A 16,384-nucleotide genomic window follows, 5' to 3' on the forward strand; every position below is an offset into this window, starting at 1 on the left:
GGCCCTCCTCAGGCGGTCGCCTCGGCCGTGCCGCCGGCGCCCTCGTCGTCACGCCACGCGATGATGCCGATGGAGCGCTCCTCAAGAAGCTGGCTCAGGCGTTTGCTCCGGCCCTGGACCACTGTGTGCAGCAGCACCGTCGGGATTGCCACGGCCAGACCCATGACGGTGGTCACCAGCGCCTGGGAAATACCGCCAGCCATCAGCTTGGGATCGCCGGTGCCGAACAGAGTGATGGCCTGGAAGGTATTGATCATGCCGGTGACGGTGCCCAGCAGACCCAGAAGCGGCGCAACGACCGCGATGATCTTGAGCACCGCCAGGAAGCGGGTCAGCTTCGGCGACTCCTGGGCAATGCTCTCGCTCAGCTTGAGCTCCAGGGTCTCGCCGTCCTTGTGCCGGTTCTGCTGGTACACCTGCATGACACGGCCCAGCGGATTGCCGGGGTCGGGTTCGCTGCTGCGCGCCTGGCGGTTCACTTTCATCGTGACGATACCAAGCGAGATCAGGCGTTCCAGCGTCAGCAGCAGGGCAAAGGCCCCCAGCGCCAGGATGATGTAGCCAATCACACCGCCCTGGTCGATGCGCTCACGCAGATCCGGCGTCTGCAACAGCAGGGACAGCAGGGAGCCACCGGAGGGGTCAACCCAGAAGTCCTCGCGCTCGCCCGCTTCGGCGTTTACGAACCCAGCGGCTGCGGACAGGTACCGACCGGCGGGCTGGCTCGGCAGTTCCACCAGGTTACCTGTGTCGCTTTCCCAGTTGAGGTACCGGCCTTCGCCGTCGAGCACGTTGAAGGTGCCCACGCGGACAACCTCGCGCTCGTCGGTCTCGCCCGTGTCGTCAACCACGTCCGCGTTGTAGCGCTTGATTTCGCCGGAGGCGACCATTTCCTCCTGCATGCGGTACCAGAATTCCTCAAGCTCGCGGATGGAAGGCAGCTTGGACGATGAACCGGCTTTCTCGATCAACTGCTGCAAGAACTCGCCGCGCCCCGGATATTGCGAGCTGGTGGGCGAGGCCGCCAGTGTGGAGCGCACATCGCTGCCGACCTGCTGAAGCACCCCAAACAGTTCTTTCAGGTCGCCGGAGCGCTCGTCGAGGCGATCCTGAAGCTCTGCGATCTCGGTTTCGTTCTCGTCAAAGCGACTCTCCATCGCTTCGACCTCGTCCTGGAGTTCCGCCAGGCGTGCCTCGCGCTCCTGCAGCCTCTGGTCCTGCTCATTGCGTTCCTCGATAAAGGTCTCCAGGCGCTCGCGCTGCTCACTGGCATCACGGGCCTTGCCCTGGCGAACGAGCTCCAGCAGTTCCCCGAGACGGGCCCCTCGGTCGGAGCCGGAATCCTGTGCCACGGCCGGAACCGCAAGGCACAGGCACAGCATCAACATCAGAATCCGGTTCATTCTTCGGCCTCCTCTGGCGCGCTCAGCGGCAGTCGGATCAGGTCGGGGGCAGCCTGTTCACGGGCGATTTTCAGCCCTTCCTGAACCTGGCTGTTGTAGGTGGCGGGCAACGTCTGCCACTGCTCCTCGTTGTTGTCCCAGACGCCACTGCGACTGCCGTCGAGGGTCTGATACAGCAGCGCGATGCGCCCGATTCGCAGGAAGTCCACCTGGCGCTCGTTGCCCTCGGTTTCCAGAGTTCCCCGATAGGCCTCGATGGTGCGGCCATACTCGATCTCTTCCTGGTAGGCCTCGAGCAGATTGCGGAACTTCTCGGCGGTGCTTACGTCCGAGCGGTCCATGGTGTCGACAATGCCCGCAACCGTTTCCTCGCGCTCTTCCTTAAGGAAGGGAACATCCAGTTCCACGAACTGCTCCAGCCCATCCACCATCTTGAGCATCAACGGCGTAATCTGGCGCTCGGTCTCGGTCACCTCGTCGATGGACTGTTCCAGGTCCGCCATCTCGGTTTCCTGACTCTCCACCTGGCGCTCAAGCTGAGCAAGGTAGATCTCAAGCCCGTCGATCTCGCGATTAACGCTACGATAATTCTCGACTTTCTCGCGGATTTCGCTGTCCAGTTCGTTGATGCGCTGCTGCATCTCGCGGTTCTGCACCAACCGGTCCTTACCGGTCTCGACGATCTGCTCCAGCTCTTCATCCTGGGCCTGCGCTGTGGTCCCCAACACCATGCCCATAACGGAAACCGCGAGCAGCGAACGAACGGGCCACCATGGCCGGCGAACACTTGCCTGGGTCATCGGAACTCCTGGTTCATCGGTTTGATTCAGGCGAGATGATGACAGGCGAATGTTGCAGTTACGTGACGTTTAGACTGCAGAAATATGAAAGCCCGCGCACCGGAGGTGGTGGGCGGGCTTTTTAAGGTAGGACCGGCGCAGGGGCCGGTAATGTGGGGCGTTACAGGGTATTTTCCAGGGTCCAGCCTTCGAACCAGAAGGGGCTGGAAGCGTCTGGATCAACGGCGCCGAGATAGTCCGTTTCCTCGAGGAAGTTCATATCAGCTGTAGCATCCGCCGGATCTCCCGCATTTTCCTGAACCGTTCTGAAGTTCTTGGCGGAACTCAGCGTGGCGTTGGCGGACGAAGCCTGGTAGGTGTCTTCGTCCAACATCGGATCCTCAGCATAAATGGTGTTGGATCCGTTATTGTTCACGATGAGATCAGCGAACTCATTGCCATTATCGTCATCATCGTCACCCGCGGTATTCGCGGCACAATTGAAAATGACCTCGTCGTAGATGAGCTCGTCGTTGTTGATCTCATTGTTCTGATCATCCACGTCAATGCAGACATCACCGGCGTCGTAGACAGCATTATGGATGAAACCACCCATACCTTCGCGATGCAGCGCATTGGCGCCGGCACCTGTCGCGCCCTTGATTGTCAGGTTGGCGATGGTCGGGCGGGTCCGCGGCGTCGAGTCGAAACCACTGCCGTTGTTATCGCTTTCAATCCCCCGATCGCTTTCGGAATTCTTCTTGACGATCGCGTACTGGATATTGCCCTGCCAGCCAAGGTCAAAGTCGATGCTGTCGTCCAGGTTGTCCGTCAGCACCAGGTGGCTCACCTGCGCCGTGCCGCCGAAGAACTCGATGCCATCGTCCTGGTTGTCGTGCACCTGGATATGGTCGATCGTGGTCTCATTGCCCACGCCAAAGAGCGTAAAGCCGTTGAGCTCCTCACCCGGGGCCACCTCAAAACCACCTTCGGCGATGCGCACGTACTGAACCGTACCACTGTTGTCGTCGTTGCTAACGCCATCGTTGGTCGTGGGCCCGTAGATCCCGAGACCGGCTTCGGCATCCACGTTGTTGCCCGGGTTTGCCTGAGCAAAGCCCTGGAGTACCAGGCCACCCCATTCACCAGCACCCTGAAATCCGTCGTCTTCAGAGCTGAAGGTGATCGGGTTGTCCTCCGTACCTGCTGCGTTGATCTGCGAGCCACGGGTGATGATCAGCCAGCTGTCAGCGCGGCCACCGCGGATGTCGGTGCCGGGTTCGATAGTGAGAGTCAGGTTATCGGCGTCAGCTTCATTGTCGAGCGAACTGTTGCCGTTGCCGACCTCAATCTTGCCGTCGAGAAGCCAACGGATGTCGCTGGTCAGGGTGCGGTCCTGTTCAATGTCTTCCTCGATAGCGCAGACATTCGTGCCGTCTGAGGTCTGCGGTTCCGGCGTAGTCCAAGCGGGGCAGGTACTTACAGTACCGCCGCCACCACCGCCACCACCGGAGCCACTGCTCAGGTCCACGTTCACATCGTCACCGTTGTTACAAGCGGTCAGGGCCGCCATCGAGCCCATAAGGGCAATTGCGCTTACCAGTTTCTGTTGTTGCATGGGGACAACTCCTTGCTTGCTTGAATGGCACCGTGTGCCGTCGTTGGTTTGGACATTGCTCAGAATCGCCAGTCGGCGCCGACACTGAGGCTCATACCGGGTTTGTACTTGAAGAAGGTATTGCCTCCCTGAGTGAACTCCTTCTCTGCATCCAGCAGGTTTTCCACCTTGGCCTGGAGGGTAAGGCTTGGAGTGAACGTCTTCTTGTAGGTCACATCCACCTGGTTGACCGGCTCCTCAATGACGCTGGGCAGATCGCCGCGTGAGGCGTCTTCAATGCTTTCGCCATTGCGGTTGAACAGCAGGGTGACTTCCTGGCCGCTATCCAGGTGGTCATACCCCAGCGCAAGGTTCAGGGTGGACTCGGCCTGCCCCTGGAGCGCCCGGCTGCTGCGGTTCTCGCTGCTTCGCTCCGGGAGCGTGACTTCGGAATCGATCAGGCTTCCATTCGCCTGCACGAACAGGGTCTGGCTGAATCCCTCGTCCAGCTGGAATTCCTTGCGGAAGTCCACCTCGATGCCCTGGATCTCGCCGTCCTGGGCGTTGGCGAAGCTGCGCGTGCCCTGCAGTGCCGAGCCGCCACTGGGCACGATGATGCGCTCAATGGGCTGACTCAGGTCTTTGTAGAAGGCGCCAACCGTAAGGGTGTCGTTCTGTGAGAGGTACCACTCCCAGCGCACGTCAAAGTTATTCACCTCAGAGCTTTCCACATCGGGATTGCCCCTGACGGTGAAACCGAACACCGGATCAAAGAAGCTGGCGTTAGCCATTTCCTTGAAGTCCGGCCGTGCAATCGTCTGGCTGTAGCCGACGCGCAACTGCATGGCCGGCGTCATGAACCAGGTCAGGTTCGCGCTGGGCAGAACATCCGTTTCGTCGAACCCTGTATTCACCGCCTCGCCATCGGAATCGAAGGTGTCCACGCTCTGTTCGGCGGTTTCGACTCGCGCCCCAGTCACAAGGCGGAACCGGTCGTACAGATCCATGTCGGTCATGAGGTAGGCGGCATTGATGTCCAGATCACCGTCGTAACGGTCAGAGGGCGCAGTCAGGTTCTGGAGGACGAACTGATCCTCATCGATGTTGGAATCCCCCAGCACGTCGTTGGCCCCGGGTGTAGGCTCCTGCCGGATCAGTTCCAGCTCGTCCTGCCGGTCACCGCGCCAGTCGTAGCTGAAACGGGCGGTTTCGGACTCACGACTGCGCCGGGTCATGCTCAGACCGGACTTGAGATCGGCCATGACGTTGGTGCCCGAATAAGCCGGGAGCGTGAAATCCAAGCTGGCGTCATGGTTCTCGTCGGTCAGGTCGTCGTAGCGGCGCGAGAAACCCGAATCGTTGAATACCAGGCGCTCGTCGTTACTCTTCAGTGTGTCGTAGCGGATGGTGCGTCGGTCCGGAGCGTAGCGTTCGGCCAGTGAATAGGTGTACTGCCACTCGACCAGAAGCTCGTTGTAATCTTGGAAAAAGTGCTCACCGGCTAACTGCTGGGATAAGAACTGGCGTTCTTCGTAGTTGAACTCCAGATCCCGGAGCCGTTCCCCATTCTCGCCGGAGATACCGGTGGTCTGCCGCGTCTGGGTCTGGGTTTTACGCGAGAAGAGAGTGGTCACATCCAGTTCATGATCGAGACCGAGCTCAGCGCCCAGAGCCAACATGCCTCCAAGGTCCACGTTATGCTCTGTCTCAGTGAAGTCGAACTGATTCCTGGTACTCAGCTGGCCGTCACCGCCCCCGGCAGCGAAGGTATTTTCGACTCCCTCGTCTTTGATGCTCCAGCTATTGTCGTAAGAAAGAGACCCATAAATGCCGTAAAGATTGTTGCCACGGCTGATCTCCTGACCACCGCTGAGCCCGAGGGACACGTCCGGGTTGGCCGTGGTTTGCTGCGCTTCCAGGTTGCGCTCAAAGGACTGGCCCAGTAGTTCGGTAATCTGGGGGTTATCGTATTCCTCGGGGCTTACACGACCGAAAGCCGTAAGGCCATTCACGAGACCCGGCAGCTTGCGGGTGCCGTCGTCATAACCCAGCAGATCCGTGTCGCCGTCTGAAGGATCCGAGATCACGCTGTCGCCGGTAATCCGGGTGTTGCCTCCAAGCCCCAGGGAGAGCTCCAGAAAGTCCTCTTCCGGAGAGGAACGGGTCTGCAGCTGCACATTGCCGGCAGAACTGTCACCAGGCATGTCAGGCGTAAAACTTTTACGGACCTCCACCTGATCCAGAACACCAGAGGGGAACAGATCCAGCGGCGTGGTACGGCGACTGGGGTCAGTACTGGGCATCGATGAGCCGTTGAGCGTTGTGGTTGTGTAACGCCCACCAAGCCCGCGCACAAACACAAACTTGCCCTCGGCCACGTTGACCCCGACGCTGCGCCGCGTGGCTTCCGCTGCGTTGGAGTCACCAAACCGGGCAAGCTGTTCGCTGCCGATGACGTCCAGCACCGACTCGGAGGTGCGTTCCTGCTCCGATACTGTATCCGGCTGGTAGCTGGCCACGGCGGTTACCTCTTCCAGCTGACCGCCACCGGCGCCAGCCGCGCTCAGCTCGTAGCCCACGTTCGTGGTGACGTTAGCGACGACCCGCACCGCGTCTGCCGTAATGTTGCTGTACTCAGGATGCGTGATGGCGAGCTCATACACACCCCGGGGCATTTGCAGTTCAAAGTTACCGTTGGGGTCAGTGGTCGCGGCGTAGTCCGAACCCGGCACAGAAATCCGGGCATCACTCAGCGCAGCGCCGGTTTCACGGGAACGGATCTGCCCGGCCAATACGCCCTGCGGCTCGCCCGCACGTTCCGAGAAACTCTCGCGCGGATCATAGGTTTCCACGCTGATCTCGGGATCGCTTTCACCCTGAAGCCGAACCGCAACGTCTGCGTTCTGGTTCTGCCCGCTGTCCAACCGGAAAGCACCCAGCTCGTTGCCGCCCCGGGTCAGAAGAACGCGGTAACTGCCCTGCGAGAGGTCGAGTTCCGCTCGACCCGATGCATCGGTGGTCGCTTCAGTGCCATTCAGCTCAACCGTCACACCCTGGGCGGGTCCGCTCTCTCCGAACACGTAAACCAGAAGCTCACTGGCCTGAACGCCGGGACTCAACGCCGTCATGGCGAGAAACCCCCACAATGCCGTGGTCTGTCGTCTCATCTGCCTGCCTTCTTTGTCGTGACTTGAACCAGGAGGGGCTGTACCCCGCTAGGAAAAGAAGACTAGAGAGGAGCTGTGACAGGCAGATGACAAAAACGTCATTCAAAAGGGGATTGCCCCTTTTGTCACAAAAACTTCACGGAAGTGAAACAGAATCTTTCAGGAGTTGAGGCGCTCAAACCGAGCCAGCTGAGAGGGAGCCCCCAGATCCGGATCCGCCTCACCAATGCCGCTGAATCGCACTTGGTAACCATGGCGCCTCGCAATCCCACTAGCCCACTGGCGGAAGCGGGCCTGGCCCCATTCAAACCGGTGATCGGGATCCCGGAACTCGCCCGGCGCAAGATCAAGGAGCGGATTGTAGTCGGCATTCGGGGTAGTCACGACGACCATGCCCGGGCGGTAGCATTCGAAGACGGCGCGCTCAACCGTGGAGAGATCACGCGGAGGCACGTGCTCAATAACCTCCACCATAGCGGCGGCATCAAAGCCCCTGCAGGCGTCATTGGCATCCTGGAAAGATCCCCGGACCAGGCTGACAGGCGGGTTAGGCTTGGACAGCCAATGAGCCAGCCTGTCCCGGGCATTGCGGAGGGAGATACCGGAGGACTCCAAGCCCACTACCCGGTCAAAAGCACCGGACTCAAGGAGGCGCTGCAACAGAGCGCCGGAGCCACAGCCAAGATCCAAGACGGTGCGCGCCCCACTGCCTTGTAACAGGGAAGCAACGGAATCAAGGCGGACTTCGTGGAGGGCACTGGTCTGGGTATCCATGGGGTGAAAAGCCTAACACACCTGACAGCCTCGCGCTCAGAGGGCGGCGCAAACCATCCCCCTCTAGCGCTTCAGGTCAAACCGGTAACTCTGCTCCGGCTCGAAACGCTCCGCGACCAGGTTGTAGGTGCTGACCACCACCTCACCGTTATCCTTGACGGAGACAATCCGGTAATAGGGGTGGTGGCGCAGCTCATCCGGAACCTTGGTACGCTCAAGCGGCGGCACCTGGATATGATGCACGCCGTGCTTCTCACGCATGGATTCAACCCGCTCGATATCAACGTGCAGGTCACCGGAGAAGGTCGCGACCAGGTTGGGTTCATCAAAGAGCCTGCTGAAATCCGGGTTACGCACCCCCTTGTCACCCCCTTCCGGGAAGACACCACGGGGGGCACCGTGGATAAACAGCATCGCCGGCTTGCCCCCAAGGGCTTCCAGCTCGGACTCAATCCAGTCAATGCCCTCGCCCGAGAAATCGCGCCCGTCGCGGTCGGGGGTGGCAAAGATGAACGCCACATCATCCTCTTCAATGGTATACCAGACGCTCTCAATGGCCGGCTCACCCTGGTTCCAGCGCGTTGCATATTCCAGGAACCGCTCCTCCGTGGCGGTGAACTCCTCGTTGCCCATGATCGGGTAGAATGGAATGGACAGCGTCTCGAGATGGGAAAGGGAAGCTTCGTACTGGGGGACCGTTCCATCATGGGGGATATCGCCGACACCCCCGACAAACGCCAGGTCGAGCGGCCCTGTCAGTTCGTTGATGCTGTCCACAGCCGCCTCAAGGCCCGGGAATTCCGGATCCGGCTTGGGCTCGGCATCCCCGATAACCGCGAACCGCAGATCCGCCTCTTCAGGAATCCCCTCCTGTGAGGCCAGCACGCCGACACTGAAGACCGTAAGCGTAACAGCAACGGTTGTGGGCAATAGATGACGCTGCATAGCGTAGACTCCTCCAGTCCAAGTTGATAACCGACAGGACGCTGCCGGAAACCTGTGTCACCATGATGACAGCTCAATGACGACGCCCCCCGGCTGCTGCACCATACCCAGAGGGGCCACAACGAAAGAGTAACCGTGATGTCCGATCACCACCTTGAGCACAGCCATGACCCCGCCGCCATACGCAAACGCCTTAATGAAGAGCCGGCTCCCAGTTACCTGCGGGATGCCATCCTCGGCGGCATCGACGGCTGTGTCACAACGGTCGCGGTTATCGCCAGTGTTGCGGGTGCGGGCCTGCCAGGGATGATTGCTTTCGTTCTTGGCATTGCCAGCCTGATCGCCGATGCCTTCAGCATGGGCGTCAGCAACTACCAGGCGGTGAAGAGCGATGACGATGCCCGGGAGCGCCTGCGCGATCAGGAGGCACGCCACATCGAGATTGACCCGGGCGGAGAACGGGAGGAAATCCGCCAGATTTTCAGCCAGAAGGGGTTCGAGGGCGAGACGCTGGAGAATATTGTCCAGACGATAAGCGCGAACAAGCGGCTCTGGATCAACACCATGATCCAGGAGGAATTCGGGCATCCCCTGTCGGGCCCCTCCCCCTGGAAAGCGGCCCTGGCAACCTTCAGCGTGTTCATTGGTGTGGGGCTGATCCCGCTCCTGCCGTTTCTGGCACCCTTCCTCGCCGGCGCGGAAATGTTCTATATCAGTGGCGCCGTCGCCATCCTGTCCCTTTTCGGCATCGGCTGGGTCAAGGGCGTCATCCTGGGGATGGACCGATTCCGCGCCGGATTTGAAACCCTGGCTATGGGCGGCGGTGCCGCTGCTCTGGCATTCCTCCTAGGATTCGTCTTCGAACCCATGTTGGGTAATCTCCAAGTCGGATAACACTGACCGTTCAGACGCCGAATGAGGCGAGGATCGGACAGGGCCCAGAGTTCTCCGATTCGCACTCTGCCGCCAGCTGCTGCAGGGAATCACGTGCCTGCTGGAGTTCCCGGATCCTCTCCTCCAGCGCCTCGATACGGGTTCTGGCCAGTTCCCGTGCCCGCTGGTGGTCATGGCTGGCATCCAGGCCGAGGAGTTCATGGATTTCCGTCAGCGCAAAGCCCGCCGCCTGGGCCTTGCGGATGAACCGGAGCCGGCGCAGGTCCTCGTTCCCGTAGTGGCGCACCCCGCCCTCGCGTTCAGGGATCCTGAGCAGTCCCTTGCGCTGGTAGAAACGGATGGTTTCAACCCCCACATCACAGGCAGACGCAAGTTTACCGATGGTCAGCATGATTCCCCCGGGACAGTGCTTGACTCCGTACCATGGTACGGTCGTTATCTTGATGTCATAGCGCAACACTCAGGGGATGACAAGAGCCCCATTCCTGTTTCCGGCCTGTTCCCGGAAACCTCTTGAACGGCGGAGGAAGACAATGACCGCAAAAAACCACGAATACGATCTCACCATCGAAGGTTTGAACTGCGGTGGTTGCGTCAGCAAGGCGGAGAAGGCCCTGCATGGCGTGGACGGCGTCAGTGAGGCCAGCGTCAACCTGGCCACCGGCAGGGCCCACGTGGCGGCCGGTGAGGCAGTCTCGCTGCAGTCGCTGACCGAGGCCGTCCGGCAGGCAGGTTTCGATGTCGCCACCGAGACCATCCACCTCCGGGTCACAGGGATGCATTGCGGTTCCTGCGTCAGCCGGGTGGAGGAAGCCGCCCGGAGCGCCAGTGGGGTCGTTGATGCCACGGTCAACCTCGCTACCGAGAAGGCCACGGTAACCGTTGTCGCCGGCACGATCACCGCCGACGCCCTGGCGCGGGCAGTCAGTGAGACCGGTTACGAGGCCACGCCCATTGAGGATCAGGCCAGCACCGAGCCCTCGGAAGACCGTCAGGTCCAGGAGGCACGCAGCCTGAGACGCTCGGTTGTTGTCGCAGCCCTGTTCACCCTACCTGTATTCATCCTCGACATGGGCGCGCACTTCATCCCGGCTTTCCATGAGTGGCAGATGCAGGCCATCGGCCAGCAACCACTGCATTACCTGTTCTTCGTGCTGGCCACCGTGGTCCTCTTCGGCCCGGGCCTGCGTTTCTTCCGCCAGGGCCTTCCCGCCCTGCTGCGCGGCGGGCCGGATATGAATACCCTGGTTATGCTGGGCGCCACCGCCGCCTGGGGCTACTCGGTGGTCGCCACATTCCTGCCCTCGGTGCTGCCGGAAGGCCAGGTGCAGGTCTACTACGAGGCCGCCGCGGTGATCGTTACCCTGATCCTGGTGGGCCGATACCTGGAGGCCCGGGCCAAGGGCCGCACCGGCGAGGCCATCAAGCGCCTGCTGACGCTGCAGGCGCGTACCGCTCGGGTAATCCGCGAAGGCGATGCCCAGGAGGTGCCGATTGAGGAGGTTACCCAGGGCGACACGGTGCAGGTGCGCCCCGGAGAGAAGATCCCGGTGGACGGCACCGTCACCGGCGGCAGCTCCTGGGTGGACGAGTCCATGATCACCGGCGAGCCGGTCCCGGTCGAAAAGGGTGAAGGCGATGAAGTTGTGGGCGGCACCATCAACCAGTCCGGCAGCCTGACCTTCACCGCCACCCGCGTGGGCGGCGACACCACCCTGCAGCAGATTGTTCGCATGGTGGAGGAAGCCCAGGGCTCCAAGTTGCCCATCCAGGCACTGGTGGACCGGGTAGCCGGTGTCTTCGTGCCCATCGTCATGGCTGTAGCCGCCCTCACCTTCGGCATCTGGATGCTTTTCGGCCCGGACCCGGCGCTGAGTTTCGCGCTCATCAACGGTGTGGCCGTGCTCATCATCGCCTGCCCCTGTGCCATGGGCCTGGCGACGCCCACATCCATCATGGTCGGCACCGGCAAGGGGGCCGAAATGGGCATCCTATTCCGTCGCGGTGATGCACTCCAGCGGCTGCGCAACACCCAGGTGGTCGCGTTCGACAAGACCGGCACCCTCACCAAAGGCCAGCCGGAACTTACGGATCTCGAGGTGGTGGGCGACTGGAACGAAAATGACCTGCTCACCCGCATTGCCAGTGTGGAACAGGCCTCGGAACATCCCATCGCGCGCGCTATTGTGGCAGCCGCTGAAGACCGGGGGCTCACGCTCTCCGGGGTCACGGATTTCAACACCGCCACCGGCAAGGGCGTGGTCGCCCATGTCGATGGCCAGGAGATCACCCTGGGTGGTGCCGGCTATATGGGAGAGTTGGGCGTTGACCTGACCGCCGTGGGCGACACCGCCGAGCGACTTGGCAACCAGGGCCGGACGCCGCTCTATGCCGCGGTGGACCGCCGGCTGGCCGCCGTGGTTGCGGTGGCGGATCCGCTCAAGGAAACCACCGTCGACGCCATCCGTTACCTGCATGAGGCGGGCCTGCGGGTTGCAATGATCACCGGCGACAATACCCACACCGCCAATGCGATTGCGCGGCAGTGCGGTATTGATGAGGTGAAAGCGGAAGTGCTTCCGGACGGCAAGGTGGATGCGGTCAAGGCTCTCCAGGAAGGCGGCCGGGCAGTGGCCTTCGTCGGTGATGGCATCAACGATGCGCCGGCGCTGGCGCAATCGGATGTGGGCATTGCCATCGGCACCGGCACGGACATTGCCATCGAGTCGGCGGAGGTGGTGCTGATGTCCGGGGACCTGCAGAACGTACCCAACGCGATCAGCCTTTCCCGGGCGACGATCCGCAACATCAAGCAGAACCTGTTCTGGGCGTTCGGGTACAATGCGCTGCTGATTCCCGTGGCAGCAGGCGTGCTCTATCCGTTCGTTGGGGTGTTGCTGTCGCCGATGTTCGCAGCGCTTGCGATGGCGGCATCCAGTGTCTGTGTGCTGACCAACGCCCTGCGGTTGCGGCGGTATCAGCCACCCATGCAAACTGAAGCCTCCTCTGCAGCCTGAGATGCCATCCATGGATAAACGCGTCACACTCGACATTGAAAACGACATCGCCTACGTCACCCTGAAACGGCCGGACAAGTACAACGGCCTTGACATGGCGATGTTCAATGCCATTGCCGATACCGCCAGGACCCTGAAGAAGGACCGCTCGATCCGCGCAGTGATCCTACAGGGCTCGGGCAAGGTCTTCTGCTCTGGGCTGGATGTGAAGAGCGTGACCGCAAACCCGATGAACTTCGCCAAACTGCTTTTCAAGCCTGGCCGGAAGATCAGCAACCTGGCGCAGGATGTGGGCTACCTGTGGCGGGAGGTCCCGGCGCCTGTGATCGCGGTGACACACGGGGTCTGCTACGGCGGTGGGTTACAGATCGCGCTGGGGGCGGATTTCCGCTACAGCACCCGGGACTGCGAGTTCTCCATCATGGAGGCGAAGTGGGGCCTGATTCCGGACATGAGCATCACCACCACGCTGTCAGAGCTCATGCCGATCGATAAGGCCAAGGAACTGACCATGACGGCACGCGTCATCGAGGCACCGGAGGCTGAACACCTGGGCATGGTGACGCATGTAAGCGATTCGCCGCTGGCCGATGCCGAGGCCTTCGTCGAGGAACTGAAGGAGAAATCGCCGGACGCCGTAGCGGCGACCAAACTGCTCTACAACCGCGCCTGGCAGGCGGACGACCGCACAGCTCTGGGCTGGGAAACCCGGTTGCAGAAAAAAATCATCGCGCGGGCGAACCAGCGTACGGCGGTTGCACGCAATACCGGCAAACCTGACCAGACGTACGCTCCCCGGCGAGGCTTCTGAGTGAGACGCTTCGGATCGAGTCCATTAATCGGTGATTTCCGGCGCCTCAAGACAAAGAACGAAAAGTGAAATTCTAATGCAACTCGACTGACCGAAAACTTTCACCACTCCTCTCCACCCTGTAGCGGAAATTAACCGCAAGCAACGGAGAGCGAGGTATGTCTGGCAGTCGATCCAGAACTCAGTTTCCCCGAACGTTACTCGCAGTAGCGACGGGATTATCAGTATCCACACCATCAATGGCCGCCGACATCTCGGGTCAGGTGGTCAATGCGGAAACCGGCGAGCCATTGAGCGGCGTTCAGGTCCGCGCCCTGGGGAGTAATAAGGAAGCCTATACGGACGATTCCGGCCGTTACGAGCTGGAAGATGTTGATGAAGGCAATCAGACACTGAGCTTTGATTACCAGGGAATCCCCGCCAAGGAAGAACAGGTAGAAGCAGCTTCCGAAGACGTCGTGCTGAACGTCGGCCTTGGTGGATCCGCCTCATCATCACTTCCAGAGATGGTGGTAAGCGGCCAGCAGTACGCACAGAACAAAGCCCTGACGAAGTACCAGAACACGGATGCCATTGAGAACTTCATCTCCTCGGACGAGATGGGCCAGTTCGTCGACCAGAACGTTGCGGAATCCGCCCAGCGTCTTCCCGGCGTTTCCATCACACGCGACCAGGGTGAGGGCCGTTTTGTCAGTGTACGCGGCATTGGCCCGGAACTGAGCACAGTAACCGTGAATGGTATGCGGATGGGCACGCCAGAGGATGGTTCCCGCGCGGTACCGCTGGACGTGATACCAACTGGCTCAGTGGATACCATTGGTATTACCAAGGCGCCCACTCCGGATATGGCGGGCGATTCCATTGGCGGCAATGTGAATGTCGAATCCGCATCACCCTTTGACCAGGACGGGCCGAGCGTCCGCTACCGCGCAGAGGCAAGCCACAATCAACTCAGCGGCGAGACCGGCCCCAATTTTCAGCTCAGCATGAGTGACGTGTTCAATGAGACGTTTGGCGTTTCTTTCGGCATCAATTACCGTGACCGTACCCTCGAATCCGACAACGTAGAGGCTGAGTACGACGAGCTCGACGGCCCTGACGGCCCCGGCTTCTCAATCATTGAACTGCAGGAACGCAAGTACTTCATCAACCGCGAACGCCTGGGGGCAAACCTGAACCTCGAATTCCGCCCCGACAGTGACACACGCTTTTTCGTCGATACTCTCTACAGCGAATTCACGGACGCGGAGACCCGTCAGCGCAACAAGTTCGACCTGGACAGCGGCGACCTGACAAGCCTTGACGGAAACCGCGGCACCATCGAGAACATTGATGGCGACGACTACAACCGCCGGATCCGCTTCCGCACAAAGAAGCAGGACACACTGGCCGTCAACGCAGGCGGCGAGCATGACTTCGATGACTGGAAACTGGATTATTACGCCGGAATCTCCGACACGAAGGAACGAGTCCTTGACGAGAATGAGGGACGCTTTGAATACGATCAGGGCCAGCTCAGTGCCGACTTCGGCATTGGCAACGGCCGCCCTGATGTCAATGTGAACGCGCCCAACGGCAGCGTTCTCAATGACGCAAACTTTGTAATGGATAAAACCATACTGGAACCCAAGTCTGTGGATGATGAGCAGCGCAACATCGGGTTCAACGTTGAGTTCCCGGGTGCGATGGACATCAGCAGCCTGACGCTTAAAACCGGTGTCGATGCGCGTTTCACGGACAAGGACGTGGATGTCAACGAGATCGAGCTGGCGGATACGCCCGATGTGAGGCTGGACGAGTTCTCGGACGGCGCACTGAAGAATTTCTCAACCAAATCCGTCAACCATGGCTTTGCCGATCTCGGTGAACGCATCAGCTTCAACCGCTATCTCAACTTCTTCAATGCCAACCGCGAGGATTTCAACATTGCCCCCGGCGACGAAGACGAGATAAGGGAGCTGACAACCGCTGAGGATTTCGTGGCCGAAGAGGACGTCCTTTCAGGTTACATCATGGGAACCTGGGAGATGGACCGCTGGCAACTGATCACTGGTGTACGCGTTGAGCAGACGGACTTCTCAGCCACGGGCAACCAGCTGGAATTCGACACCAATGGCAACCTCAGCGTCAGCCCACGCCAGGCGGATTCGAACTACACCAATGTGCTGCCCGGTGTGCATGCCAGCTATGACCTCTCGGAGAATATGGTACTGAGAGGCGCCTGGACCAACACCATTGCCCGGCCTGACTACCAGGATATATCACCCCGCACCGAGATCGACCGCGAGGACCAGGAAGTGGAACAGGGCAACCCGGACCTGGATCCGTTTGAAGCCACCAACTATGACCTGATGTTCGACTGGTATTTCGCGGAAGCGAGCGTGTGGTCTCTGGGGGCCTTCTACAAGGACATCGACAATTTCGTGGTTGATCAGACCAGCAACAATGTTGCCGAATTCGGCGGCTTTGACGTGACCCGCCCAACCAACAGTACGGAAGCCAGCGTCGAAGGCATTGAAACCAATTTCCAATACGGGTTCAGTGAGGGAGCCCTGACAGGGATACTGCTGGGCGGGAACCTGACCCTCCTGAATTCCGAGCTGGAAGTACCAGAACGCAGCGGCGAAACCTTCAGCCTGCCGGATTCCCCGGACCGCACCGCGAACCTGTACCTGGGTTACGAGGAAGGTCCGCTCAGCACGCGGCTCAGCGTCAGCCACCGGGATGAGATCCTGAACGAACTGGGTGACGACGAGCGTTTCGATGTCTATGAAACCGAGCATACCCAGGTCGACTTCACTTCTTCCTATCAGGTTAGTGAGTCCATACAGGTATTGGCAGAGGCCACCAATATCACGGACGAACCCCTGGAACTCTATCAGGGCTCCGAGGGAAGAACCCTCCAGTTCGAGGAATACGGCCCCACCTTCTCGGTGGGCGTCAAAGGCAGTTTCTAACTGATACCTCCGCAAACAAAAGCGCCGCTCCCTCATGGGA

11 protein-coding genes are annotated in these 16,384 nt (G+C 60.3%); 4 read left to right on the top strand and 7 right to left on the bottom strand.

Annotated features, from left to right (window positions below; genetic code table 11):
- Positions 1-8: 8 nt before the first annotated feature.
- From CK501_RS12570 to CK501_RS12595, 6 genes are all read right to left on the bottom strand, one after another.
- On the bottom strand, positions 9-1,403 hold the full coding sequence (locus tag CK501_RS12570) for a MotA/TolQ/ExbB proton channel family protein (protein ID WP_095618091.1): 1,395 nt from the start codon (positions 1,401-1,403) through the stop codon (positions 9-11).
- On the bottom strand, positions 1,400-2,203 hold the full coding sequence (locus CK501_RS12575; protein ID WP_095618092.1) for a DUF3450 domain-containing protein: 804 nt from the start codon (positions 2,201-2,203) through the stop codon (positions 1,400-1,402). Before CK501_RS12575 ends, CK501_RS12570 begins: the two co-directional genes overlap by 4 nt.
- Before the next feature lie 160 nt (positions 2,204-2,363).
- Positions 2,364-3,800, bottom strand: a complete 1,437-nt coding sequence (locus CK501_RS12580) for a hypothetical protein (protein WP_095618093.1) — start codon at positions 3,798-3,800, stop codon at positions 2,364-2,366.
- A gap of 59 nt (positions 3,801-3,859) precedes the next feature.
- Positions 3,860-6,946, bottom strand: a complete 3,087-nt coding sequence (locus CK501_RS12585) for a TonB-dependent receptor (RefSeq protein ID WP_095618094.1) — start codon at positions 6,944-6,946, stop codon at positions 3,860-3,862.
- Positions 6,947-7,105: 159 nt separating this feature from the next.
- Positions 7,106-7,720, bottom strand: a complete 615-nt coding sequence (locus CK501_RS12590; protein WP_095618095.1) for a methyltransferase domain-containing protein — start codon at positions 7,718-7,720, stop codon at positions 7,106-7,108.
- A gap of 63 nt (positions 7,721-7,783) precedes the next feature.
- The gene (locus tag CK501_RS12595; RefSeq protein WP_095618096.1) at positions 7,784-8,665 is read right to left on the bottom strand and encodes a metallophosphoesterase family protein; all 882 of its coding nucleotides are present in this window, start codon (positions 8,663-8,665) and stop codon (positions 7,784-7,786) included.
- A gap of 138 nt (positions 8,666-8,803) precedes the next feature.
- Between CK501_RS12595 and CK501_RS12600 the strand changes: the two genes are divergently transcribed.
- Complete coding sequence (locus tag CK501_RS12600) at positions 8,804-9,559, top strand: VIT1/CCC1 transporter family protein (protein WP_095618097.1); 756 nt, start codon at positions 8,804-8,806, stop codon at positions 9,557-9,559.
- A gap of 10 nt (positions 9,560-9,569) precedes the next feature.
- Here CK501_RS12600 and CK501_RS12605 read toward each other — a convergent pair whose 3' ends face one another.
- Positions 9,570-9,950: a MerR family transcriptional regulator gene (locus CK501_RS12605; RefSeq protein WP_095618098.1), complete on the bottom strand. Its 381-nt coding sequence runs from the start codon at positions 9,948-9,950 to the stop codon at positions 9,570-9,572.
- Between the two features lie 142 nt (positions 9,951-10,092).
- Between CK501_RS12605 and CK501_RS12610 the strand changes: the two genes are divergently transcribed.
- The 3 genes from CK501_RS12610 (at position 10,093) to CK501_RS12620 (ending at position 16,344) form a co-directional block, all read left to right on the top strand.
- Entirely contained in the window at positions 10,093-12,576 is a 2,484-nt protein-coding gene (locus CK501_RS12610; protein ID WP_095618099.1) for a heavy metal translocating P-type ATPase, read from the top strand.
- Positions 12,577-12,586: 10 nt separating this feature from the next.
- On the top strand, positions 12,587-13,387 hold the full coding sequence (locus CK501_RS12615; RefSeq protein ID WP_233128902.1) for a crotonase/enoyl-CoA hydratase family protein: 801 nt from the start codon (positions 12,587-12,589) through the stop codon (positions 13,385-13,387).
- 239 nt (positions 13,388-13,626) lie between these two features.
- Entirely contained in the window at positions 13,627-16,344 is a 2,718-nt protein-coding gene (locus CK501_RS12620) for a TonB-dependent receptor (RefSeq protein WP_158223118.1), read from the top strand.
- The last annotated feature ends 40 nt before the right edge of the window (positions 16,345-16,384 follow it).

Origin of the sequence: Halovibrio salipaludis (assembly GCF_002286965.1) — a bacterium.
Taxonomy (GTDB): domain Bacteria; phylum Pseudomonadota; class Gammaproteobacteria; order Pseudomonadales; family Oleiphilaceae; genus Halospina; species Halospina salipaludis.